Below are 22,967 nucleotides of genomic sequence, written 5' to 3'. Positions count from 1 at the left end.
AATCCAGTGTCGCCTATTGCGTAGCACCGCTCTTTTTCGACCGTTTCCCTTTGCGGGAGGTAGTGTCTGACTTTTTGTCTGTCAGTCCACTCTGTTCCTTAGGATCGTCAAAGCGCACCGCCACCATTGCCACGTCGTCGTCGAGGTTGCGATCGGTAAAGGTATCGAGCCCTTCGAGCAACCGGTGGAGGATGCCATCAAAGCCAAGCGGTACCTGCGCCATCACCGCATCCCTCAGGCCGTCCTCCCCAAAGAAGTTCCCCTGGGGATCGCGCGCCTCGGTGGTCCCGTCGGTGTACAGCAGCAGGAAATCGTCCTTGCCGATGTGGACATGGCCGTTGCGGTAATCCATATCCTCAAAGGCGCCGACTACGCCGGACTGCACATTGAGCATCTCCAGCTCTTTGGTGGAAGCCCGATAGAAGATCGCAGGTGGATGCCCGGCATTGCAGTAGGTCAGCTTTGCATGGTCTAGATCGATAAGGCCGATAAAGAGGGTCGCAAAGGTCTCGATACGGCTGAAACCGAGCAGGAAATCATTGAGTGACCGCACCATCCGCGCCGGAGACAGGCCTTCCCAGGCATACGCCCCGAGCGCCGTCTTCACCGCCGCAGAAACTGAGGCAGCCTCCACGCCTTTGCCGGACACATCGCCCATAATGACGGCAGCTTTACGGCCAGGCAGGCGGATCAGATCGTAGAAGTCTCCCCCGACGAAGGCATCCTTCGTGGCAGAGGAATAAATCCCGTCGGCAGACAACCCATCCACATGTTGTAGTTCGTTTTTCATCCCGAGCTGCAGAGCCTGTAAGATATGTTTGTCCTGCATCCGTTTGGCGGTGCCGGTCATAATCTCGACCAGATCCTCGGTGCAGCGATGGACAAAGCCGATCTCGTCGGAATCCAGCGGCTCTGCATCCTGCGGGCGCAGGATCATGAATGTCATCGGCTTCTCACTGATCTTCCCGGCATCCGCCAAGACGCCTAAGGAGAATTCCCCGATATCGGTGAGCCACTGGTTTAAGTTAGAGCCATAGCTGATTGCGACGACCGAAATTTCCCCATTGTTGTGCCGCTGGGCAATCTTTTCAAGATTCACCGGGATCGCACGCATCCCCATATGAGGAAGATGGGCGATAACAGTAGGACCGTACTCGTTGACCTCGACCTCAGCGTACAGACCTCTGAGCGCCGCTGCGACACCTGAGAGGAAGGCCTTCACATCGTCGTCGGTCGGTTCGCCTGTGGCATAGAGCTTTTCCCTCAGCTCATTTTCCGCCGTTTCAAGCCACCGCACATGTTCGGTCCTCATCTGCGTAAAGGCGCCCATCAGCTGCACCGAGAGATAGTTACCGACGGCCTCAAGCATCTGCGCATCTTGTTTGGTCGTGGGATAGAGATTCTCCCATCCGACTTCGATGATGCCGACGACATAGCCGCCAAACCAAATGGGAACCCCAATCAGGGAGGTAAAGGGTGGAAGCAGGTTACGCTCCATCTGATAGACCTCGTGGGTCTCCTCATTGAGCAAGGCGCGTTTAGCATGCTTGCCGGCACGCAGGCTTTCGGTATCCGGAGGAAGGACCCTTAGGCGCAGAGCCTGGATCGAGCGGAGCAACACCTGAGCTAATCCACGCTTTGTCGAGAGAAACTGCGGCACGAAAGCGTTCTTCAGTGACGCCGTTCTGCCACGAAGGTGAAGGCCATCAGGCTCTGCGATATAGATGACAGAGCCTGCCGCCTCCATCGTATCCGCGATCTCCTCAAGCACTCCCCCGATCAGCTCACCTAAATCATCGCAGTCAAGGGTATCGAGCACGATTCTCAGCGTCCCTGAGAGGCGCCGGTTAGCCCGCTGCAGTTCCTGTACCGAACGTTCCTGTTCGTGCTCTACGTTCGCCTGAGGATCCGCCCGATGTGCCACACACACGTAGGTGTCGCTCACCGCATTCGTCTTCTCACAGCGGACCCACAGCTCACACGTCTTTCTGTTGGTGTCCTGACAACTGACAAGCGTCGTGGACCCATCCAGCGGAAACGGGAGCGCCAACTGGCTCCTATCCCCATCCTTATCGGGAATATTCAGCCAGCCGCGTGAGGCGCCTGTCGAGAAGATTGTGGTGATTGGCTGGCCAAAGAGGCCTGAGGCGGGATGATGAAAGAGGTGCTCCGCCTCTTCATTGAACAGGATGATACATCCCCGTTCATCGAAGGCTATCACCGCGTCACTCGTGAGCGCCAGCACCGATCCGAATGTCGCCGGAATCAAAGTTCTCCCTAACCGGTCGATACTGGGCCCAATAGCCTTCTTTGCCATCCCACACCCCTCATTGCTTTCATCAAAAGATATAAGCTCTGCCGTTAAGTATAGCGGTATGAAAAAGGGAGCCCCGAAGAGCTCCCCCTCACGTTCTGGTGTCGGAGGCGGGACTTGAACCCGCATGACCGTTTAGTTAGTCACTAGCACCTCAAGCTAGCGCGTCTGCCAATTCCGCCACTCCGACTCATAACACGCAGAGGTAATAGTACCACGCGCAAGCCTGTATGTTCAACACCCATTTTGAAAACAGCCTAGCTGTTTTGCCAACCGATCGCGGTAGGCTCGAGTGATTGAAACAGTGCTGGGCCGTAGTTGGCCAGGTTAGCCTTGGTCACGACAACATCTGGGCCGGAGAAGATAGGAATGAAGGCATAGGACTGCTGGCACTTCTTCTCTACCTCGTTCAGTGCCTTGCACTGCTCTGCATGGTCTTCAATCGTGATGATTTTGGAAAGCTCTTCATCCAGCTCTTCAGAGCCCGCATGGGTGAAGTTGGACGCAGAGGTGCTGCCGTAGATCTGAGGCGCATTCCACAGATAGGTGTTGGAAGCGACCCAGCCGAACAGAACGATATCCCAATCCCCGCTGGTCAGGGTCTTTGAGAACTCAGAGGGAGGCTTGGAATCGATCTCGATATCCATGCCGGCATCCTTAGCCATCTTCTGGATAGCTGCGGAGCGGTTCTTCACGGTGTTGGAGTCACCAAATGTCGTGAAGCCGAAGGTGACCGGCTGGCCATCCTTCTCGTAGATGCCGTCGTCGTTCTGCATATAGCCGGCATCCTCGAGCGTCTGCTTTGCTGCAGCAATACGGTCATCGGCGGAGTTCAGGTTCTTGACGTCGTCAGGTCTGTTGTCCTCATAGCCATCTGCCCAAGCTGGTGACAGCAGCGAACCCGGGGTCTCCTCGTCCCAGTTGACGCCCTGCCAAATAACGTTGCGAACGGTAGCCGAATCGATACACTGATAGAGCGCCTTACGGACAGCGATATCGTTAACAACCGGACGGGTCATGTTGATCTCGATGTTGGAGATAGATAGGCTGTTTGCACGGCGGATCGTCACGTCACTCATATCGGAGAAATTGGAGAGTATCTCCTGAGAGCCTGCCTGTGACTCACCGGTAGCATCAACTTCACCGTTCTTAAAGGCGTTGAAGAGCACCTGGGATTCCATCTGCTTATAGATGATGGGATTCAGCTTCGGCTTCCGGCCCCACCAGTTGGGGTTCGGAACAAAGGTGACTTGGCTCGTGAAGCAATCCTGGATCGTGTACGGGCCATAGCCCCACTCCGCGTGCGGATTGTGTTCCAGCCGGTCTGATAGGTGTCAGGATCAACTGCATCAGGGTGTAGGAACTGGGTCACGATCGGCTCATACGGGAACACCGGTTCGGAGAAGGTAATGACTGCCTGCTTGGGATTGTCTCCCTGCTCAACGGACTCGATCTTGTCGTAGCCATCGGTTGCGGACGGGGTGTAAGCATCACTCTGGCCGTTCATAACGGTCCAAACGGGCTGAAGCGCGCGGTAGTCGATCGGGGTACCGTCGTTGAACTGTGCTTTGTCGTTGATATCAACGGTAACAACGAGCTTGCCAGAGTCCGTGGAGGAACTCAGGTTAGAGATAAGGTCAGGATCCGGCGTGAAGCTCGTGAGCGTTGCATCAGACTTGATCGCTTCAGGCATATAGAGCAGCCAGTAGTTGTGCATCTCAAGCGTATTTCCCTCAACGGAGAGATAGTTCCAGTTCGGCCCAACTTCGCCTGCTGGAAGGGTGACGATTCCACCGTCCTGCACGTTGTCATAGTCCTGCGGGTTATCGTAGACCTGACCCTTTTCAGGAAGTGGCAGCTGATCAAGCGGTGTCGAGGCCGGAGATCCCTGAGGAGGCTCAGAGTTGTTGTCAGAGCTGGAAGAGCCTTTAGAATTGTCGCTCGGGCCGCAGCCGGTAAGACCTAAGCCTGCCAAAAGTGCGGCGCTGCTACCGGACAGCCCTAAGAATGAGCGACGAGAAAGTTGCATAGCCATATGGACTCCTTAATCCCAAATTGGCTGAAATGACTGAGGACCTCCAGCATAACCGCAGGAGTTCCTGTCGCCTCCAAACCGTACAATGAGGATACAAGGTTGATGCATCCGAGAGGGCAAAGAAAGAGATGGTAAAGGGGCATGCAGGCGCTCTGAGTAGGCGCGAATGCGAGAGCAAAGAGACATTGATGGGCCTTTTGGAGAGGTTCTCAGACGAGGAGTCGTGCGAGGGGAGGCTGCTCGAGGAGAAGGTCTCCGGCGGCTTTGTCTGCCCGGTGTGCGCCAATACGTCCTGCTCGAAGGTCTGAGGCCGCGCACACAAGTGGCAGTGCACGAAGTGCTCGCACCAGGTGAGCGTGAGCGCAGAAACTATTGATGGAGGGGACCCACCTCGAGCTCAGGAAGTGGTTCGTGGGCGATATGGCTCATGTCCGCCCAGAAGGCAAGGATCAGTGCCTGCGCCCTGCAGAAGGCAGATAGGCTGCAGCTTAAAGACGGCAGGGCGGGTCCTTTTAAGGATATACTCGCCTGGGTCAGATCGCAGTGCGTTCAGCGTCCTTGCAGCTGACACACACGAGGTGGACGACTTCTATATCGGCGCCAAGGCAGCAGGCAAAAGCGGGCGCGGCACAAAGCAGCAGCCGATGCTTACAGCGGCAGGCAGAGCTCCTGCCCCCTGCGCTGCGCAGAAGGGGTGCTCGAAAGATTGCTGGCGCCAGGTGGGGCATGACCAGCTCTGCCATACATCGAAGATAAGGGCGGATGGCTGGAGCGGCAAAGCTTGCCGGCCTCTCTTCGTTTTGCGGGCTCGTCTAAAGGGAGTACGACAGAGCGGACGGGGATGTATTGAGCCCTGTCAATATAATGGACAGAGAAATCTCAGATTCTATGCGGTCTGCATCGCCTTTGGATCGGGACGCAAGGCCTCTCTCGAGGCGCTCGAAGAACTCCTGCATCACCTCTGCCGGTACGCGATCTCCTATGGACTTATGCGGGCGGAAGCGGTTGTAGTACGACTCGATTAAACTCGTGTGCCTTGTGCTTGGTCGTGGATGCGTCTAAGAGGCGCTTATGGTAGTACCACTCGTTCTTGAGCGTGGCGAAAAGCGATTCGGCGACCGTATTGTCGTGGCAGCTTCCGGTTCTCCCCACGGAGAGCCTCACGTCGTGCGCGGCTGAGCAGGCGGCTAGCTTTGAGCTTATGTACTGGCTGCCTGGGCTGCTTAGAATATGGCCCCTCCGGCCACGTATCCGCGCGAATATGCCATCTTCAGGGCAAAGACGACAAGCCCTGCCCTCATGTTGTCCTGTATGCTTCAGCCCACCACCATGTGTGTGCACAGATCGTGTGCGACGGCGAGATATATAAAGCCTGCCGTGGTCCTGCGATAGGTTGTGTCTCCCACGAGCTTGGCTGTCGGCACAAGACACGAGAAGCCGCGCCGGGTGAGGGCGGGGCGCTCGGGGGTATCAGGTGCGGGCACCGTCGTCTTCTTCGATGCATTGGATCAGATGCCGCAGATGCCCAAGCTTAGCCATGCACCTGCGCACGCGGTAGCGGGTCGTGCCTGTAAATTTTGCGTAACTTTGGATCTCCTGTGAGCTTGGTCCATACCTTGCAAAAGCTAAAGCGCCTGTCGCTTTCCTCCCATATCTAGATGATGGCTTCCTTGATAGGACCCCACGGGTCCTCACCGCCTTTGGCCTTGAGCCATCTGTAGAAGTGAGCCCTGCTCACCTCCAGTACGCGCTCCATCATCGAGACGCTGTAGGTTGCCCTCTTCTCCAGCATGAGCTAAAACCTGTCCTTAGCCAGAGGCTTCCGGCGAAGAAGGCTGCCTCTTTTTTAGGAACTTATTCTCGCTCTCGAGCTCGTGTATGCGTCTGTTCACTGCGTCGAGCTGCTTGTGCTCCTCGATCCTTTCCTGGGTCACCCTTTTGGTCTTTGAGTGCTTGATGATCCAGTCGTTTAAGGTCTTGTCGTTGATTCCAAGCTTCGCGGCGCATCCTTTGATGCTCTTCTTCGGGTTGGCCTTACGTGCCTTGCTGTAGTAGTCGATAGCCTCAAGGCAATACTTCCTCAGTGTAGTGTTTGGGTGTTTCCGGCTTCGTGCGGGACTTTGCCTTCTCTATCTCGCTTGCGCTTAGCGACATCTCATCTCTTCAATCTGCTGGTGTTGGTAGGTGGGTATCTGGACAGAGCATATCTGTTGCTAGTCCCTGAATCCTACTGTCCACCAAAAGATTACAGCTCACTTGGCGAAAAGCTGCATCGCGTGGAAGCGCTCTACGCTCTGGGCGGCCTGCGGCATCTCGAAGGCGACGCCGAAAGAGTACGCCTTAAGCCATGTCACAGGTGAGCTCGGCGACGGCACCGCGGACAGCGAGGTGCTCCTTAAGCTGGTCGCAGAGCCTGCAGAGCGCCTCCTTGTCCTTGCCCTGCGTGACGGCAAGGACCCTTCTGACCGTCGAGGTCTGCCATCGAGCTGATGTAGGTCTGGTTGCGCCTGTGGGGCGTGTCGTCGATCCCCACGCAGCTGACACCCGAGTAGTCGGCGGCACCCTTGGCCTTAAAGACGGCCCTGTTCCAAGATCTCCCAGACGCGTAAGTCGGACTTACGGACCTGTAGCGCTATCGCGCTTACGCTCATGCCACAGAGGGCCTAGGGAAACGATGATTAATGCCCCATAACGTGTCAGAGGGGACCGACCACACGACTTTTCTGGGCCGGCATGCGGGAAAGGCAGGGAAGGATGCTCATCTAGCACGTGCAGGAGCCACCATCCTTACATCTGTCCTGCCCCATGCACCGCAATAAGGCTCCAAGACGGATCAAGCGAAGCTGGGAGCCGGGAGGTGCAGCCTGCCGGCAAAGATGCACATGGTAAGGTTTGCAAGGGCGAAGGAGACATTGAGCATACAGGAGTTCTTCTCTATCCCCTAGTAGCGCTTCCTTAAGGGGCAGAAGCGCTGCTTCACGATAAGGAAGGGATGCTCTACCTTTGAGCGAACGGATGCCTTCCTGGACTCGATGCCCTTCTCGGAAAAGAGTGCACAGTTAAGACCCTTTATGGTCGAAGGTTTCCTTGCGATACTCCAGCGCATAGATGAGAGGTGTGGGTCTGCTGTGACCTTAAGGGCGCTTCGCTATACCGGTATAGCCGGAATCTGCATAGCAGAACCTATCATCTTCCCTTACGAGTGCATATGTCTGGGATATGTCAGATACATTCGCAGCGCTCGTCTCCACACCATGCACAAGGCCACCTGCGGCATCCACGCCGATATGCGCCTTGTATCAGATACGCCAGGCTCCCCCTTTCTTGGGCTGGTGCGCTTTAAGGGTCGCGCGCATGGTCGTGGTTCTTCGTGGAGCTCGGAGCCTCGATGAAGGTCGCGTCCACAATAGAGCCGCCCCGCATCATGATCCCTGCCTTCTCGAGCTCTGAATTCAGGTCGTGAAGCATAGCTTTACCGAGTCCCCGCCGCTCGAGGCTATGACGGAATTTCGCAAGTGTCGTTGCATCTGGCACCTGCTCAGACATGAGGTCCAAGTGCATGAAGCGCTGCCAGGACCGGGAATCCAGGATAGCATCTTCGGTTCCCTCGTCTGAGAGCCCAAACATGACCTGCAACAGATACATCCTAAGCATCGTCTCCGCACCGCGCACATGCCTGCCACGCGCCTGAGAATGGTAGCTGGGTTCTACCAGTGCAATCCAGCTATCCCATGGCACGATCGCATCCATCCGCTCCAGGAATGCCTCTCGCCGAATCTTCTTCCTTTGACCTTAGGATTTAAGGTCTTAAAAGCTCATCTGTCTGCCCATATCTTCCTTTTGGATATGCTGGAATACGTTGCTGTAATTATAACATATCCGCAGGCAGATAGGCATTTATGTGGGTATGGGCACTGTGTGGTTCGAGACATTTTAAGCCGGCGGCATACAGCGTGCGGCTCCACCCCTCATCGAGCCGAATTAATCATCGTTTCCCTAGAGCAGCACCTGGGCCTTAAAGAGCGCCGTGAAGTGGGAGTTCGGGTACACCTCTCAGGGTATCCTGCACGTGTGGACGCCGTCCTTGGGGCAGCCCGCCCTGGGGACGGCGCAGTGCACGATCGTATCGTGCTGCCAGATGTCGAGGTGCCATAAGGTCCTCTCGCGGGTGTCGTACACACTGCAGTGGCGCTGGCACGCCGGGCACTCGACGACCCTGCCGCGGACGTGGAGCTCGTCGGGGGGAGCCGTCGTGCTCCTTAAACCAGACGTTACAAGACCCTCCACTCGTCGCTAAGCCCCCTGGGACCACTTAAAGAGCTGTGCCAGCATGCTCGCGTGCGCGCCCACCCAAACCTACCCATTGCGTTGCCACCCTCTGTGAGAATCCTACCTTTCGGACAAGACGCGCTCAATGCGGGGAGGCTATGCTACCCAACAGAAGTTTCGAAGAGCCAAAAATCGACCCCTCTTTGAAAGGACGATCTCAAAAATCAATGGAGCGGGCTACGGGGTTCGAACCCGCGACCTCAACCTTGGCAAGGTTGCGCGCTACCAACTGCGCCAAGCCCGCGAATGCTTGTTTAGAATAGCTTATGTATAGTCCTTCTGCAAGTCATAATTAAATTACCTATTTCGGTAAAAGAATGAATAGAGCAGACTATAGGGTGCTGATTTACAGCTCCAGCTTCGGACAGAGTAACGAAAGCTATCTGTCAGGTATGATATGTGCTCCAAAGCCACTCGTGCGTTTGTCCATTGTACTGACCAGGAATATTGCACAGGTGAGTTCAAGATAGGCGATGCGTGTCTCGACTACCTCCTCTATGTTATCCGTTGTGACTTGTTTAGCGTTAAGTTGGTCCCAGAGGTCTGTAAAGCTACTCATACAGATCTGCAATCCTTCTCTGTTCCGGTTGAGTAGGGCATATCGATCAAGATTGTCTTGAATGAGCGGGAGGGCGGTTGACGCTTTGGGGTAGCAGTACATCGGGGACTCATAGGAAAGCCTGTTATCGGTACGGTGCTTCTGTGCCCAGGTAGCTGCATTCATTCCTGCAATACGGCCGAAGACCATACAGTTTGCGCTGGAGAGGCCGCCTAGCCGGTCTACACCGTGCATGCCACCGGTACATTCTCCGGCAGCATAGAGACCATCTACACCAGTTGATGCATAGGAATCGATCAGGATACCACCGTTTTCAGCATGGGCATAGATGCCGAGTCTGAAGCGATCCGAAGTAGTGATACCGGTTGTTTCTTTAAGCCATTGGAAGTAGTGTGCATCGAGTTCGGGAAGTTGGGCAGGCAGATTTGCATAGTGTCCGAGGCAGCCGTGCTTTCCCTCTTTTGCGATGACCTTATCCACCTCACTATCTCCGGTACGGGCACTGATTGGTCCGTGCGTGGAGCGCTGCTCGAGAAGTTCTTGGGATAGCTGCTTGCCAGATTCTGTATCGAGGCTGAGATAGCGGAAGGTCTTCTCGCTGAAGACAAGATTTTTCTTCGGTGCGACAAAGCCTTCCATCAACTGGATGGATTCCAGATTGACTAAATGTGCTCCTGCCTTGTGGGCAAGCACATGAGCGATGCCACGCTGCGTGTCGGAACCGAGATGATGCCCATATAAGCCGGCTACCCCACCGGTAGCTAAGACGATTGCCGGTGCGGCAATGAGTTCAAGGCGCTTACGGTGAGTGTCGAAGACTATAGCACCCTCAATACGATGGTCTTCGCAGATGAGGTCGACAAGGAGACGGTGGGGCAAGCAGGTGAGATGGAGTTTGTCAAATTGTGTGGCAAAGCCCTGTTTGAAACTGTCCCGTTCAATCCCTCTCCACTCCCTTACAGTGTGATCGAAGCAGGGGATGTATTCCTGTTGCTCGGGACTCTGGGGATGACAGAGGTGGAAATCTGCCTGCTCTAGCCATCCCCATGTCGGTCTGATCTGGGAGACAAGGGTATGCACGAGGGTTGGATCAGCGACGCCGCTACCGACCTTCAAGATGGTGTCTTCGAGGTCCTGTGCATCCGCTGCATCTTGTGGGCCGATGGTCCCTAATCCCCAGGTGTCACCTGAGAAGCTCGATCCGGAGAAGGTGGAGCCTTCGGAGAGCAGCATGACCTCAGCGCCCTGTTGGCGGGCGCTGAGGGCTGCGCATGCTCCTGCGAGGCCTGAACCGATAACGAGGACATCACATATATATGAAGGTACCAGCTGGAGGCATGAGCTAGGCATACGCAATCCGATCCATGTTTGGTAGAATAGCCACGTTAACACGTTAACTATAGAGGTTTGAGTAAGCCTGAGCGGAGAAAGAATTGAGGCTCACACGCAATGCGTGTCGAACACACACCACACACCATCTATTTAGATTATGCAGCAGCGACTCCCATGCTGCCGGAAGCGGTACAGGCAATGGAACCGTATTTTACCGAGCGGTTTTACAACCCTTCAGCGCCGTATAGCGTCGCCCGTGAAGTGCGCGCTGACTTAGAGGGAGCGCGTGCAACGCTTGCACGTCTGATCGGCGCCAAGCCGGATACGATCACCCTCTGCGCTGGTGCGACGGAGGCAAACAACATCGCGCTGCACGCTACCGAAGGGAAGATCCTGGTTCCCGCTATCGAACATGAAAGTATCCTTGCCTGTGCGCGGGCGCATGGTTGCTCCATTATTCCGGTCCATGCAGATGGTCGTCTCGATATGACAGCCTTTGAAAAGTTACTGACCTCGGACGTAGGACTGGTCAGTGTCTCACTTGCCAACGGTGAGATTGGCACGATACAGCCGGTGCGTGAGGTTGCGGAGTTGGTGGATAAAGAGCGTGAACGGAGACTCGCCGCAGGGGAGACACGGCCGCTCTATCTGCATACGGATGCCTCACAGGCGGCAAGTGCCCTGGCACTCAATATCTCCTCGCTCAAAGTGGATATGATGACCGTATCAGCTGCGAAGATCTACGGACCTAAGCAGGTCGGCATGCTGTGGACGCGTGAGGGAATCCCCCTGAAACCGCTGATCGAGGGCGGAGGACAGGAGTCGGGTGTCCGCTCTGGCACTGAGAATGTCGCGGGTGTCATCGGCTTTGCCAAAGCTTTTGAGACTGCCAGTGAATGGCGCAGCAAGGAGGCGAAACGCCTGCGGGGACTGCGCAATGAGTTGCAGCGGTTACTGACACAGCGGTTCCCCTGGGCGGTTGTCTCAGGGCCTAAGAAGGATAAGATGCGGCTGCCCGGACTGCTCCATATCTCCTTCCCGGGAATCGAGGCACGGCGCCTTGTGATTCTCTTGGAAGAGTGGGGGGTGTTCGTCGGAACTGGCAGCGCCTGTGCAGCAAGCCGCATGCGGGTGAGCCATGTGTTGAAAGCGATCGGTGCGCCTGAAGAGGTTGCGACGGGCAGTCTGCGTATCACATTGGGAGCATCGACGACTGAGGAAGACATTCATGCTGCAGCACAGGCGATTACCGAGGCAGTCGAACAAGAAGCGCAGCGGTTAGGCCTCGATCCAGCAACAGGGGAGCACAAGTAACGTGGGTCAGACAGTCTATTTAGGAATGAGTGGGGGCGTTGATTCAGCGCTCTCTGCAGCACTGTTACAGGAGCAGGGGTATGACGTCGTGGGCGTCTATATGCGGAATTGGTCACGCGATCTCCCCGGTTTCAAATGTCCTTGGGCACAGGATTTGGCGGATGCGGAGCGTGTCGCGGTTAAGCTCGGTATCGACCTCTTAACCTGGGATTGTGAAAAAGAATATAAGGAGACTGTGGCGGACTATCTCGTCGATGCCTACGCGAAGGGCCATACGCCGAACCCGGATGTGATGTGCAACCAGACCGTGAAGTTCGGTACCTTTGCAGACCGTGCCTTCAAGACGGGGGCAGATCTGATCGCCACTGGTCACTATGCCCGCACGATCCATGCGAAGGACCCGAAGCGACCAGCCCAGCTGCTTCGCTCGGCGGATGAGCACAAGGATCAGACCTATTTCCTGTGGCGCGTTGACGGACACATCTTCAACCGTGTACTGTTTCCGATCGGGGATTATTCGGATAAGAAGACGGTGCGGGAAGAGTGCGCGAAGCGTGGTCTCGGTATCGAGAACAAGCCGGACTCCGATGGTATCTGCTTTATCGGGCCGGTCGGCATCCGCACTTTCCTGCTGGACAACTTACCGAAGAAGTCCGGGGACATTGTCGAATGGGAGACCGGTAAGGTACTCGGAAAGCACGACGGAGCCTTCCTCTTTACGGTGGGCCAGCGCAAAGGACTGAACGTCGGCGGAGGACCTGCCCACTATGTGGTGAAGACCGACGTCGAGAACAACGTCGTCTACGTCACTTCCGACAAACAGTGCCCGGGCTTATGGACCCAGCAGATGCAACTAGAAGATTGTCACTGGATCAGTGGGGCAGAACCAAAGCCGGGCAACTACGTCGTGCGGGCGCGCCACACCGGCGCACTGCGTGAGGTTGAGCTGGCGCTGGGAGAGTCACCCTCACGGGTGCAGATCACGTTCAGGGAACCGGTCCGTACTGTTGCCGCGGGACAATCTGCGGTACTCTACGAGGGGCTTACCTGCCTCGGTGGCGGCTTCATTATGAAGGACCCCGTAGCGGATCCACCGCAGAACTGAGAGGACCTATAGAGCGATGGAAAAAAGGCAGCCCCGCGTGTATGCACCCGGGGCTGCCCTGCCCATAAGGGAAGGCAAACTGAGTTATTGCTCATTGGGCATCTCCCAGGCGTGCTAGCCGGTGTGCAGGAGTTTCTCGCGCACTCACTTAACGGTGCTCCCAGATAGCTCTTATAGATCTCCTGGATGATGGGATTCTCATAGGACTCTCTTAACTTCATGGAATGGTCCGGCCCTCACAGCACATCTCCGCGCTCGTCTGCGAGCTCTTTTCCGTCGTGGATCGGCTGTCCGCCGCCACCGGCGCCGCCTCCCGGGTATGCCATGACCCCCACGAAGTGGTAGTGGATCTCGCTCTTGTTAAGGGCAGTGATGAGGCGCTCAGCGTTCTTAAGGTCGCTGACGACAGCGACTGACAGTTTCTTATCGTCTACGGTGAAGGTGCACTCTTTCTAGCCGTCCATGCCGCGGACCTCTTTGAAGACGTCCGCGTTGCTGTCCTCACTGGTTGCGATATGGTGAACAGTTCTGAATGCCGCCTCCATCACGCCGCCGGTGGTGCCGAAGATCACACCGGTGCCGCTGAAGGTGCCCAAGGGTTGATTGAGCAGGGTTTCTTCCAGATCATCCACAACGATAAGAGCAGCGGCGGTCATGCGGCTTAACTTACGGGTGATGATTGCGAGGTCGATGTCCTGATCCCCGCAGGCATCATTCATTGGCTTGTGGTCGACTTCGGCCTTCTTTGCGACACAGGGTATGATCTCCACTGAATAGATGCTGTGTGGGTCGGTTCCCCGGGTCTTTGCAAACCAGCTCTTAGCGACGGACCCAAACATCTGGCGGGGGGGACTTTGCGGTTGAGATCCTGTCGACGATCTCAGGGTGGTGTGCCTTCGCGTAGCGGATCCAACCGGGGTAGCAGCTCGTGAAGAGCAGGAACCGGTCAGCTTACAGCTGCGGTTTGCCTGAAGCTTCGAGCCTGAGCTTCTCGAGGAGCTCAGAGTCCTCTTCCATTATGGTGAGATCGGCGCTCCAGAAGATATTGAAGACATAGCCGATACCGAGTTGTTTGAGCGCGGTGTAGAGGCGTTGGATGTCTGTCTGCTCATGGGTAAGCCCCTAAGGGCTCTCCCCAGGCGGTATGGACGGAGGGGGCAACCTGGACTACGACGGTGTTGGTGGGATCAGCTAGGGCGTCAAAGAGTGCGGTCGGTCTCTTCGATGTTGGCGCCTCCAGTCGTGCCGACGGCGGTGTGGCTTGTGCGGTTCTTAAGGTTCCAGATGGAGCTATTGGGGACCTTGTTGCAGATCTGGATGCGCCTCAGGCACTGCACCACTTGTCCGGCTCACGGATCAGGGGGAAGTCCTGGTTCCATCCGTTACCGGTCAGTTCTTTCTTGTAGGGTTGGGTGTGGATCCCGAACTGCTGGGCTAAGGTCTGCAGGGTGCAGTTGCCGGAGCGTAGGCAACTCGTGCAGCTGGTGTCGTGGTGTGTGAGCATAAACTGCAGATTGGTCTTGCGCATCTCACGCATCTTAGCGGTGTTGGTGTGGACGGCCATACCCCTCAATGTGATGTTGTCGCAAGCGGCAACTAACTGGTTGTAGCCTTCCATCTCTACCAGGCAGATGTGGCAGGTACCGATCTCATTGATATCTTTCAGATAGCAGAGGGTGGGGACGTAGGCCCCGGCGGCTTTGCAGGCATTGGGGATGGTGGCGCCGTCAGGGGTGGTGGCCTGTTTGTTATCGACTGTGAGTTTAATCGGTTTCTTCGTGGCTTGAGCCATCTGTGTTTTGAGTGCTCTTGCCATTGGTTGATTCTCCCTCCGCGGAATGCGCCGTAGCCGAAGTGATTACAACGCAGGCAGCGGGCGACTTTCTGGCGTACTTCCTCCTCAGCGAGTCTCTTCTCGATCAGGTTGAAGTCGTGGATACGCTTAGACGTTTCCCTCTCCATCATCTCACACCGCATGTATTTGGTTCTGCCCTTAAGCGTGACATGGGGGAGCTCAATCTCGTTCAGCACGATATGGTTGTAGCTGAGGCAGTTGTTGATGTTGCTTGCATTGATCGCGCGAATCACCGTGGCAGGACCGCTGTAACAGTTGCCGCCGGCAAAGACGCCGGGGAATCCCATCGATTGAGCCATCTTCATCGGCTCGAATACGGCCACGCTTGGTGAGGATACCCTGTTTGGCAAAGCCCCCACTCTGGATAGTCTGGCCGATTGCAACCACGACGACGTCGCAGGGGACGAGCTCTTCGTCCGCCTGTGCCGAACGGGGCGCCGGGTGTCCTCGCTTGGGTCAGTCAATAATCTGGATCTGCACGACGACGCCTCTGACGGTATTATCCTCGTTGGTGGCGATGTGTACCGGAGTATGGAGCTCCAGGAGCTCACAGCCTTCAGCGGCGGTACCGATGATCTCTTCGTTCTGCGCGATCATGTCCGCGACACGGCGGTGGTAGATGGTCGTGACTTTTGTCGGCACTCAGCTGCACGGAAGAGCGTGTGGTATCTATTGTGACGTTACCGCTGCCGATAATTGCAACACACTTGTCGGTGAAGTCCGGCCCTTCGTCGCCTCCGATGTCACGCAGCATCTTGATTGCAGAAAGGACGCCGTTAGTGTCTTAGCCTTCGAGCTTCAGGGCGTTGTTGCTCTGGGCGCCGATTGCAATGTAGACCACGTTGTACTCCCTGCGCAGCTTATCGAGATCTCTCACAGGGGTATTGCGGTGGACTTTGATGCCGCAGTCCAGGATCCACTGGATCTCTTTCTCAAGCAGATCGTTAGGCAGCCGATAGTTGGGGATGCCATACCGGAGTATGCTGCCTAAGTGCTTACGGGTTTCGAAGATCGTCGCGTCGTGATCCATGATCGCCAAGCGGTAGGCTGCGAAGAGGTCTGTCAGGCCACCACCGATGATTGCAATCCTCTTGTGGATAGCCTTTGCAATCCAGGGACGGTAGTCCTTCTCCTGGTGATCGGCCGCATAGCGCTTGAAGTCTCTGATGTTCATCGGGTCGTCGACCATGCCATGGTGGCAGTATATCTCGCCGGGATGCTCGCAGACCAACGGTAGCGGATTGTCCTTGCGGGTCAGGTGCACCGCGTCGGTGTAGCAGCCGGCTTCCACCAGTGAGATGTAGCCGGGGATATCGACACCGGCAGGGCGGCCGGAGGCGCAGGGGACGCGCTGGGACTACTTGAATCTGCAGGTGTGGTGCAGGAGGTGGCTCTCAGAATCATCCCGGAAGGCCTGGATCGCCGTTAATGCCGTGGCTGCCGTTTCATAGCCGATTGCGCAATCTGCGGACAGGTAGATATTCTCTGCGGTCTTTTCTATCAGATCGATCGTGTCGAGGGTTGCATGGCCTTCGAGGGTATCATCGAAGAGCCCTTTGAGGTCGTTGAGCCCGGATTCTGTGCGGGGGTGCAATTTTCACAGCTCTGGGTCGCATACATCGTGGTTTGGGCTGAGGTGAACTCTACGCGGGGCAGGGGGTCAGTAAGCTCACCGCCAAGCGGTTTCCAGTGCCCTGTAGAGGTTGTCCATCACGGTCTGAACTTCGCTGCGCTCCATAACATGAGAGGCGTACCATATTGTTCCTCTCCACATGAGCAATAATCCTGAAATAAATGTTACAGGTCGTTAAACAATGCCGACTGTGCTGTATTACGTTCTACTTGAATCCCTATGATGCTTATAAATTGAATAGTGGATAAACCGATGAAGCGGAGATAACGTACCAGAAGGAACTTCGAGAGAGCCGGCGGCGGTGTGATTCCGGCAGTAACACCCTGATGCAAATGGACCGCTGAGGGCACAGTCAAAGTGGCAGCAGGTGCCGCAAGTATTCTGTGACGGGGAGGGCATCGTAATCGCCCGGGGATGTGGTTGCATGCCGATGAGATCACGAAGTGAGGAAACTCATTTTCGTGAAGCAAGGTGGTACCGCGCTGAATAGCAGTATTCATCGCCCTTGCAGTAGGACTTCTGTTCTGCTGTTGGGGCGATTTTTTATTACCTCGGGCAGAACCGTTGGAACAGAACGTGGCACATCAGCGAGGAAGAGAGGCAAAAGCCACCATGGAGATCAGACCAAGCCTAGAGGAGGTAAGGAGCCTTGCAGACACGGGTGAGTACCGTCGGGTACCGGTCAGCTGTGAGATTCCCTCAGGCGACCTTGAGCCCTTACAGGTGCTCAAACGCCTGAAACGTGTCTCCAACCATTGCTATCTGCTTGAGAGCGCTGAGGCTCAGAAGAAGTGGGGCCGCTACACCTTTTTGGGATATGACCCGACGCTGTTGATCAACTGCCGTGCGGGAAAGATGCACGTGGGATCCTTGGAATTCACGACGGACAATCCGGCGAAGTACATCCGTCAGGTGTTGGCCAACCACAAGGCGCCGCATTTCGATTATCTGCCACCCTTTGCTGGTGGCCTCATGGGTTACTTCTCTTACGACTATATCCAGTATGCGGAACTGACACTTCGGCTGGATGCACAGGATACTGAAGGCTTCCAGGATGTCGACTTGATGCTGTTCGATAAGGTAATCGCCTTTGACAACGCCCGCCACACTGTGGTCCTGATCGTCGATGCTCCACTCTCAGAAGGGGAGCACGCCTATCGGTTAGCCGAGCGTGAGCTGGCAGAGATGCAGGACCTAGTGTTCAACGGAGAATACGAGGAGGAGCCGGCAGGGAAGCTGACCTCTGAGATCAAACCTTATTTTGACCACGACAGCTATATCGCAATGGTCGAGAAGGCGAAGCGCCACATTTGGGAAGGGGACATCTTCCAGATCGTCCTCTCCAACCGCCTGTCTGCCACCTACGAGGGAAGCCTGCTCAATACCTATCAGGTCCTGCGTAAGCTCAATCCCTCCCCCTACATGTTCTATCTCTCCGGCACCGATGTGGAAGTCGCTGGCGCCTCACCGGAGACGTTAGTCAGGTTGGAGGACGGTGTGCTTCATACCTTCCCCTTGGCGGGAACCCGTCCCAGAGGCAAGACCCCTGAGGAGGATGCGGAGCTTGAGCGGGGACTGCTGAAAGATGAGAAGGAACTGGCGGAGCACAACATGCTCGTCGACCTCGGCCGTAACGATATCGGCCGTGTCGCAAAGTTCGGCAGCGTCAGGGTAGAAAAGTACCACCAGATCCTCAAGTTCTCCCATGTGATGCACATCGGCTCCACCGTGCGCGGAGAGCTCAGAGAGGGACTCGACGCCCTCGACGTAATCGCCTCCCTGCTGCCCGCCGGAACCCTCTCCGGTGCCCCGAAGATCCGTGCCTGCCAGTTGATCAATGACCTGGAAGATAACAAACAAGGCATCTATGGCGGCGCAATCGGCTACCTCGACTTCACTGGCAACATGGATACCTGCATTGGGATCCGTATCGCCTACAAGAAGAACGGGACCGTCTTTGTCCGTAGCGGTGCCGGCATCGTGGCAGACAGCAACCCGGAACACGAGTACCAGGAATGCATCAACAAAGCCGCCGCGGTCGTGGAAGCACTTGAAGAGTCCTCTGAGACGACTAAGAAGGAGGACGCATGATCCTACTGATTGATAACTACGACAGCTTTTCCTACAACCTCTACCAGTTGGTGGGAAGCCTCAATCCTGATATCCAGGTCAGGCGCAATGACGCAAAGACGACCGAGGAGATCGCGGCTATGTACCCTGAAGGTATCATCATCTCTCCCGGTCCGGGCAGGCCTAGGGATGCAGGTATCTGTGAGGATGTGGTGAAAGAGCTCGGAACCAAGATCCCGCTTCTGGGTGTATGTCTCGGTGAGCAGGCGATCTGTGAGGCCTTCGGTGCCACAATCGGTTACGCGAAGACCCTGATGCACGGGAAGAGCTCGATCGCCACGCTCGACACCACAAGCCCACTCTTTAAGGGATTGCCCAAGCAGATCGAGGTTGCCCGTTACCATTCCCTTGCCGTCGAGGCGGATACCATTCCGGATTGCCTCAAGGTCACTGCGGTGGCAGACGATGGGGAGGTCATGGCGGTGGAACACAAGGAGCTTCCGATCTACGGGGTGCAGTTCCATCCGGAATCGATCATGACACCGAGGGGCGAAGAGATACTCAAGAACTTCTTGGACATAACGAGGCAAGCGAAACAGGCAACTGTTAAAGATTAAGGAGAACACAATGATTAAAGAAGCAATCATGAAGATCGTCGACAAAGAGGACTTAACCTACGACGAGGCGTACACCGTGATGAGCGAGATCATGGAAGGTAAGACCACCCCGACGCAGAATGCAGCATTCTTGGCGGCCCTCTCCACCAAGTCGACCAAGGCTGAGACGATCAACGAGATCTCCGGCTGTGCAGAGGCCATGCGATCCCTCGCGACCCCGGTACCGCATCCCGGCATGGAAGTCCTCGAGATCGTGGGCACCGGTGGCGATGGCGCGCACTCCTTCAATATCTCCACCACCTCTGCCTTTGTAATCGCTTCAAGCGGCGTGAAGGTCGCAAAGCACGGCAACCGTGCGGCATCCTCGCTGTCCGGCACTGCAGACTGCCTGGAGGCGCTGGGCGTCAATATCAACATGGATCCGGACAAGGCTCTCGATATGCTCAAGAAGACGAACTTCTGCTTCCTGTTTGCCCAGAAGTACCATGCAGCAATGAAGTACGTCGGGCCGATCCGTAAGGAACTCGGCTTCAGAACAGTCTTCAATATCCTGGGACCCTTGACTAACCCTGCAAAGCCGGAGATGTTCGTGCTTGGCGTCTACGACGAGTACCTGGTAGAGCCGCTCGTAAAGGTACTTGACTCCCTCGGCGTGAAGCGCGCGATGGTCGTCTATGGTATGGAGAAGCTCGACGAGATCAGTTCCTGTGGTCCGACCACGGTTTGCGAGCTGCGCGACGGCTACTACCGTACCTCCAAGATCAAGCCGGAAGATTTCGGCATGACGCCCGGTAAGAAGGGAGACCTCGTGGGTGACACCCCCCAAGAGAATGCACAGATTACCCGCGATATTCTCTCCGGGAAGATCCAGGGACCCAAGCGGAACTCTGTCCTGCTCAATGCCGGAGCTGGGCTCTTTGTAGCGAGAAAGACCCAGAACATGGCAGATGGTGTCAAGATGGCCGCTGATCTGATCGATTCCGGCAAGGCATTGAAGACCATGGAGAACGTAATCGAGGAATCGAACCGCTCGGTGTACTGAAATCTGTGAATCAATAACCAGACACGCGAGGAGGAGAGTATCGGTGAACATCTTGGATCAGCTGGCAGGACACGCCCGTGAGCGTGTAGCGCAGGCCAAGCGGGAAAAGCCGCTCGATCAGCTACAAGACGAAGCGCTGGCGCTGCCCCGTGACACCGACTTTCCTTTCGAGCGTGCCCTAAAGGCAGAGGGTATGAGCTTCATCTGCGAGTGCAAGAAAGCTTCCCCCTCCAAAGGCCTCATCGCACCAGAGTTTCCGTATCTGGATATTGCGAAAGCCTATGAGAAGGCAGGGGCTGCGGCTATCTCCGTGTTAACCGAACCAAAGTGGTTCCAGGGCTCAGACCAGTATCTGAACGAGATTGCCAGTACGGTGTCCATCCCAGTACTCCGCAAAGACTTCACAGTGGATCCGTACATGATCTATCAGGCGAAGCTATTGGGTGCTTCGGCAGTCCTGCTGATCGTTGCCCTGATGGATCAAGAGGAGCTCGCCTCTGGTATCAAACTCTGCAATAAGCTTGGGCTCTCCGCGTTGGTTGAGGCTCACGACGGGGAACAGCTGAAGATGGCGATCGCTGCAGGAGCCCGTATCATCGGCTGCAACAATCGGGATCTCAGGGACTTCAGCGTGGACATTCACAACAGCATGCGCCTGAGAGCGTTGACCCCTGACAATGTGATCTTCGTCGCAGAGAGTGGAATCCACACGCCTGAGGACGTGAAAGAGTTGCAGGATGCCGGTGTAGACGCGCTACTCGTGGGAGAGCAGCTGATGCGTGCGGCGGATCCCGGAGCGGAGCTGAGGCGGCTCAAAGGTCAGACAGCATCGCAATACAGAGGGAGGAGAGAGCCATGACAAGGATCAAGCTGTGCGGCATGAGAAGGCTTGAGGACATCGAGGTCGTCAATGAACTGAAGCCGGACTATGTGGGCTTTATCTTTGTGCAGAAGAGCCGTCGCTATGTCAGACCCGATCAGGCAAAGCAGCTGATTCAACGTCTCGCTCCTAGCATCAAAGCGGTCGGCGTCTTTGTGAACGATATGGATGCTCAGGCTGTGGTTGATATCGCCCGCTCCTGTGGCTTGGGTGCGGCGCAGCTTCACAAAGACAAGGGTGACGCACGTGTCGATGCGATCCATACCCTCATTGTGAAAGACTCTAAACCGCTAACGATCATTCGTGCATTCTCGATCGCCTCGGCTGAGGATGTTGACCCGGTCGAGAAGAGCCACGCCGATCTGGTCCTCGTCGACCACGGAGGTGGAGGGACCGGGGAGTCCTTCGATTGGAGCCTCATCCAGAACCTCAAGCGCGATTTCTTCTTGGCAGGAGGACTGACGCCGGAGAATGTCGGAGAGGCTATACGCTTAACGAAGCCCCTTGCAGTGGATGCGAGCTCTTCGCTTGAGACCGACGGCTTCAAGGATCCGCAGAAGATGCGTGCGTTTGTGCAGGCGGTTCACGATACGGATCGTGAGCTTGCACGGGGGTGAGCGGAGCAAGTACATATAGATAGCAACAAGCGCTTACACGCTTGAGCAATAGCTTAAATATGAAAGGGAGATCATGACAAACACAAAGGGGCGTTTCGGTATACACGGTGGGCAGTATATCCCTGAAACGCTGATGAATGCCGTCATCGAACTCGAAGAAGCCTACAACAAATACAAGGACGATCCTGAGTTCAATGCAGAGCTGCAGACGCTCTATCATGACTATGCAAACCGTCCAAGCCGGTTATACTACGCTAAGAAAATGACCGAGGATCTGGGTGGCGCCAAGATCTACCTCAAACGTGAGGATCTGAACCACACCGGCGCCCACAAGATCAACAATTGCTTAGGGCAGGCATTGCTGGCAAAGAAGATGGGGAAGACCCGTCTGATCGCGGAGACCGGCGCCGGACAGCACGGTGTCGCGACCGCTACCGTCGCTGCACTCATGGGCATGGAGTGTGTCGTGTTTATGGGCAAAGTGGACTGCGAGCGCCAGGCACTCAACGTCTACAAGATGAAGCTCTTGGGTGCCAATGTTGTGCCGATTACCACCGGTACGGGCACCCTCAAGGACGCCGTCTCACAGGCGATGCGTGAGTGGACCTCACGTATCTCGGACACCCATTACTGCCTGGGATCCGTTATGGGACCGCACCCCTTCCCGACGATGGTGCGTGACTTCCAGTCGGTCATCTCAAAAGAGATCAAAGCTCAGCTCTATGAGAAGGAAGGACGGCTGCCGGACGCGGTGATCGCCTGCGTTGGTGGCGGCTCCAATGCAATCGGTTCCTTCTATCACTTCATTCACGATAAGGACGTACAGCTCATCGGCTGCGAGGCTGCGGGACGTGGCATCCACACCAAGGAGACAGCGGCTACGATTAATACCGGTCGGCTCGGCATCTTCCACGGTATGAAGTCCTACTTCTGCCAGGATGAGTACGGCCAGATCGCTCCAGTCTACTCCATCTCTGCAGGCCTCGACTATCCAGGCGTCGGCCCTGAGCACGCCTACCTCCACGATATCGGCCGCGCACAGTATGTCGCAATCACCGATAACGAGGCAGTGAATGCTTTTGAATACCTGAGCCGTACCGAGGGCATCATCCCGGCAATTGAGAGTGCGCACGCTCTCGCCTATGCGATGAAGCTCGCGCCAACGATGTCAGAAGACAAGATCATCGTGGTCACGCTCTCTGGCAGAGGAGACAAGGACTGCGCCTCCGTTGCCCGCTATCGCGGTATCGACATTCATGAGTGAG

General features: G+C 56.0%; 29 protein-coding genes, 2 tRNA genes and 2 pseudogenes. 11 read left to right on the top strand and 22 right to left on the bottom strand.

The window, feature by feature from the left end:
- Positions 1 to 13 precede the first annotated feature (13 nt).
- From J4859_RS11555 to J4859_RS17865, 4 genes are all read right to left on the bottom strand, one after another.
- A complete protein-coding gene (locus tag J4859_RS11555) occupies positions 14 to 2,317 on the bottom strand; it encodes a GAF domain-containing SpoIIE family protein phosphatase (RefSeq protein WP_212329952.1) in 2,304 nt (767 codons plus the stop codon).
- Between the two features lie 96 nt (positions 2,318 to 2,413).
- A tRNA-Leu gene (locus J4859_RS11550) sits at positions 2,414 to 2,504 on the bottom strand.
- Between the two features lie 67 nt (positions 2,505 to 2,571).
- Positions 2,572 to 3,588: an ABC transporter substrate-binding protein gene (locus tag J4859_RS17870; RefSeq protein ID WP_249113821.1), complete on the bottom strand. Its 1,017-nt coding sequence runs from the start codon at positions 3,586 to 3,588 to the stop codon at positions 2,572 to 2,574.
- The gene (locus J4859_RS17865; protein ID WP_249113631.1) at positions 3,516 to 4,349 is read right to left on the bottom strand and encodes a hypothetical protein; all 834 of its coding nucleotides are present in this window, start codon (positions 4,347 to 4,349) and stop codon (positions 3,516 to 3,518) included. The genes J4859_RS17870 and J4859_RS17865 overlap by 73 nt, the downstream gene beginning before the upstream one ends.
- Positions 4,350 to 4,477: 128 nt before the next feature.
- On the opposite strand from J4859_RS17865, the gene J4859_RS11540 reads away from it, so the two are divergent.
- Positions 4,478 to 4,657 (top strand): hypothetical protein, encoded by a 180-nt coding sequence (locus tag J4859_RS11540; protein ID WP_212329951.1) that lies wholly within the window; start codon positions 4,478 to 4,480, stop codon positions 4,655 to 4,657.
- Positions 4,658 to 5,336: 679 nt separating this feature from the next.
- On the opposite strand, the gene J4859_RS11535 is transcribed toward J4859_RS11540, so the two are convergent.
- The 4 genes from J4859_RS11535 to J4859_RS17860 all read right to left on the bottom strand — a co-directional run bounded on the left by J4859_RS11535 (position 5,337) and on the right by J4859_RS17860 (position 6,409).
- The gene (locus J4859_RS11535) at positions 5,337 to 5,513 is read right to left on the bottom strand and encodes a hypothetical protein (RefSeq protein WP_212329950.1); all 177 of its coding nucleotides are present in this window, start codon (positions 5,511 to 5,513) and stop codon (positions 5,337 to 5,339) included.
- A gap of 152 nt (positions 5,514 to 5,665) precedes the next feature.
- Positions 5,666 to 5,833: a hypothetical protein gene (locus tag J4859_RS11530; protein WP_212329949.1), complete on the bottom strand. Its 168-nt coding sequence runs from the start codon at positions 5,831 to 5,833 to the stop codon at positions 5,666 to 5,668.
- A 170-nt stretch (positions 5,834 to 6,003) separates the two neighbouring features.
- Entirely contained in the window at positions 6,004 to 6,141 is a 138-nt protein-coding gene (locus tag J4859_RS11525) for a hypothetical protein (protein WP_212329948.1), read from the bottom strand.
- Positions 6,142 to 6,157: 16 nt separating this feature from the next.
- Entirely contained in the window at positions 6,158 to 6,409 is a 252-nt protein-coding gene (locus tag J4859_RS17860; RefSeq protein WP_371812256.1) for a transposase, read from the bottom strand.
- Positions 6,410 to 6,605: 196 nt separating this feature from the next.
- Here J4859_RS17860 and J4859_RS11520 point away from each other — a divergent pair, with 196 nt between their 5' ends.
- Positions 6,606 to 6,839 carry a hypothetical protein gene (locus J4859_RS11520; RefSeq protein WP_212329947.1) on the top strand — a complete coding sequence of 78 codons (234 nt, stop codon included), beginning with the start codon at positions 6,606 to 6,608 and terminating at the stop codon, positions 6,837 to 6,839.
- A gap of 451 nt (positions 6,840 to 7,290) precedes the next feature.
- Here the strand turns inward: J4859_RS11520 and J4859_RS11515 are convergent, their stop codons facing one another.
- The 6 genes from J4859_RS11515 to J4859_RS11495 all read right to left on the bottom strand — a co-directional run bounded on the left by J4859_RS11515 (position 7,291) and on the right by J4859_RS11495 (position 10,587).
- A complete protein-coding gene (locus tag J4859_RS11515; RefSeq protein WP_212329946.1) occupies positions 7,291 to 7,455 on the bottom strand; it encodes a hypothetical protein in 165 nt (54 codons plus the stop codon).
- Between the two features lie 28 nt (positions 7,456 to 7,483).
- Positions 7,484 to 7,636 (bottom strand): transposase, encoded by a 153-nt coding sequence (locus J4859_RS17855; RefSeq protein WP_371812255.1) that lies wholly within the window; start codon positions 7,634 to 7,636, stop codon positions 7,484 to 7,486.
- Between the two features lie 52 nt (positions 7,637 to 7,688).
- Positions 7,689 to 8,099, bottom strand: a complete 411-nt coding sequence (locus J4859_RS11505) for a transposase (RefSeq protein WP_212329944.1) — start codon at positions 8,097 to 8,099, stop codon at positions 7,689 to 7,691.
- 303 nt (positions 8,100 to 8,402) lie between these two features.
- Positions 8,403 to 8,528: a hypothetical protein gene (locus tag J4859_RS17085; RefSeq protein WP_256436738.1), complete on the bottom strand. Its 126-nt coding sequence runs from the start codon at positions 8,526 to 8,528 to the stop codon at positions 8,403 to 8,405.
- A 318-nt stretch (positions 8,529 to 8,846) separates the two neighbouring features.
- A tRNA-Gly gene (locus J4859_RS11500) sits at positions 8,847 to 8,922 on the bottom strand.
- Between the two features lie 135 nt (positions 8,923 to 9,057).
- The gene (locus J4859_RS11495; protein ID WP_212329943.1) at positions 9,058 to 10,587 is read right to left on the bottom strand and encodes an FAD-binding protein; all 1,530 of its coding nucleotides are present in this window, start codon (positions 10,585 to 10,587) and stop codon (positions 9,058 to 9,060) included.
- A 99-nt stretch (positions 10,588 to 10,686) separates the two neighbouring features.
- Between J4859_RS11495 and J4859_RS11490 the strand changes: the two genes are divergently transcribed.
- Positions 10,687 to 11,883 carry a cysteine desulfurase family protein gene (locus J4859_RS11490; RefSeq protein ID WP_212329941.1) on the top strand — a complete coding sequence of 399 codons (1,197 nt, stop codon included), beginning with the start codon at positions 10,687 to 10,689 and terminating at the stop codon, positions 11,881 to 11,883.
- Positions 11,884 to 11,908: 25 nt separating this feature from the next.
- Entirely contained in the window at positions 11,909 to 12,988 is a 1,080-nt protein-coding gene (mnmA, locus tag J4859_RS11485; RefSeq protein ID WP_249113629.1) for a tRNA 2-thiouridine(34) synthase MnmA, read from the top strand.
- On the opposite strand, the gene J4859_RS11480 is transcribed toward mnmA, so the two are convergent.
- From J4859_RS11480 to J4859_RS16390, 5 genes and pseudogenes are all read right to left on the bottom strand, one after another.
- Positions 12,916 to 13,209 (bottom strand): iron hydrogenase small subunit, encoded by a 294-nt coding sequence (locus J4859_RS11480; RefSeq protein WP_212329937.1) that lies wholly within the window; start codon positions 13,207 to 13,209, stop codon positions 12,916 to 12,918. The two genes, mnmA and J4859_RS11480, sit on opposite strands and share 73 nt — an antisense overlap.
- Before the next feature lie 132 nt (positions 13,210 to 13,341).
- A pseudogene (locus J4859_RS16395) lies at positions 13,342 to 13,827 on the bottom strand ([Fe-Fe] hydrogenase large subunit C-terminal domain-containing protein); the annotation flags it as partial.
- Positions 13,808 to 14,050: pseudogene (locus J4859_RS17080) on the bottom strand ([Fe-Fe] hydrogenase large subunit C-terminal domain-containing protein). The pseudogenes J4859_RS17080 and J4859_RS16395, both read right to left, overlap by 20 nt.
- Positions 14,051 to 14,187: 137 nt before the next feature.
- Positions 14,188 to 14,325, bottom strand: a complete 138-nt coding sequence (locus J4859_RS11455) for a hypothetical protein (RefSeq protein ID WP_212329934.1) — start codon at positions 14,323 to 14,325, stop codon at positions 14,188 to 14,190.
- A complete protein-coding gene (locus J4859_RS16390; protein WP_249113628.1) occupies positions 14,313 to 14,804 on the bottom strand; it encodes a 2Fe-2S iron-sulfur cluster-binding protein in 492 nt (163 codons plus the stop codon). The genes J4859_RS11455 and J4859_RS16390 overlap by 13 nt, the downstream gene beginning before the upstream one ends.
- Between J4859_RS16390 and J4859_RS16385 the strand changes: the two genes are divergently transcribed.
- On the top strand, positions 14,798 to 15,175 hold the full coding sequence (locus tag J4859_RS16385; protein ID WP_249113627.1) for a hypothetical protein: 378 nt from the start codon (positions 14,798 to 14,800) through the stop codon (positions 15,173 to 15,175). The genes J4859_RS16390 and J4859_RS16385 overlap by 7 nt on opposite strands.
- A 124-nt stretch (positions 15,176 to 15,299) precedes the next feature.
- On the opposite strand, the gene J4859_RS16380 is transcribed toward J4859_RS16385, so the two are convergent.
- The 3 genes from J4859_RS16380 to J4859_RS16370 form a co-directional block, all read right to left on the bottom strand.
- Complete coding sequence (locus tag J4859_RS16380; RefSeq protein ID WP_249113626.1) at positions 15,300 to 15,485, bottom strand: hypothetical protein; 186 nt, start codon at positions 15,483 to 15,485, stop codon at positions 15,300 to 15,302.
- 142 nt (positions 15,486 to 15,627) lie between these two features.
- Positions 15,628 to 16,134 (bottom strand): NAD(P)-binding protein, encoded by a 507-nt coding sequence (locus J4859_RS16375; RefSeq protein ID WP_249113625.1) that lies wholly within the window; start codon positions 16,132 to 16,134, stop codon positions 15,628 to 15,630.
- A 66-nt stretch (positions 16,135 to 16,200) separates the two neighbouring features.
- A complete protein-coding gene (locus J4859_RS16370; protein WP_249113624.1) occupies positions 16,201 to 16,437 on the bottom strand; it encodes an NADH-ubiquinone oxidoreductase-F iron-sulfur binding region domain-containing protein in 237 nt (78 codons plus the stop codon).
- A gap of 651 nt (positions 16,438 to 17,088) precedes the next feature.
- Between J4859_RS16370 and J4859_RS11445 the strand changes: the two genes are divergently transcribed.
- From J4859_RS11445 to trpB, 6 genes are all read left to right on the top strand, one after another.
- Entirely contained in the window at positions 17,089 to 18,567 is a 1,479-nt protein-coding gene (locus tag J4859_RS11445; protein ID WP_212329933.1) for an anthranilate synthase component I family protein, read from the top strand.
- The gene (locus J4859_RS11440) at positions 18,564 to 19,163 is read left to right on the top strand and encodes an aminodeoxychorismate/anthranilate synthase component II (RefSeq protein ID WP_212329932.1); all 600 of its coding nucleotides are present in this window, start codon (positions 18,564 to 18,566) and stop codon (positions 19,161 to 19,163) included. The genes J4859_RS11445 and J4859_RS11440 overlap by 4 nt, the downstream gene beginning before the upstream one ends.
- Before the next feature lie 10 nt (positions 19,164 to 19,173).
- Positions 19,174 to 20,205, top strand: a complete 1,032-nt coding sequence (gene trpD, locus J4859_RS11435; RefSeq protein ID WP_212329931.1) for an anthranilate phosphoribosyltransferase — start codon at positions 19,174 to 19,176, stop codon at positions 20,203 to 20,205.
- 43 nt (positions 20,206 to 20,248) lie between these two features.
- Positions 20,249 to 21,064, top strand: coding sequence for an indole-3-glycerol phosphate synthase TrpC (trpC, locus tag J4859_RS11430; protein WP_212329930.1), 816 nt, complete (start codon positions 20,249 to 20,251; stop codon positions 21,062 to 21,064).
- Complete coding sequence (locus tag J4859_RS11425; RefSeq protein WP_212329929.1) at positions 21,061 to 21,702, top strand: phosphoribosylanthranilate isomerase; 642 nt, start codon at positions 21,061 to 21,063, stop codon at positions 21,700 to 21,702. The genes trpC and J4859_RS11425 overlap by 4 nt, the downstream gene beginning before the upstream one ends.
- Positions 21,703 to 21,775: 73 nt before the next feature.
- The gene (trpB, locus tag J4859_RS11420) at positions 21,776 to 22,966 is read left to right on the top strand and encodes a tryptophan synthase subunit beta (protein WP_212329928.1); all 1,191 of its coding nucleotides are present in this window, start codon (positions 21,776 to 21,778) and stop codon (positions 22,964 to 22,966) included.
- Position 22,967: the final 1 nt, after the last annotated feature.

Origin of the sequence: Atopobium sp. oral taxon 416 (assembly GCF_018128285.1) — a bacterium.
In the GTDB taxonomy this organism is placed as follows: domain Bacteria; phylum Actinomycetota; class Coriobacteriia; order Coriobacteriales; family Atopobiaceae; genus Olsenella_L.
The sequence above is the reverse complement of the archived record's forward strand: the minus strand, read 5'-3'. Positions and strand labels throughout refer to the sequence as shown.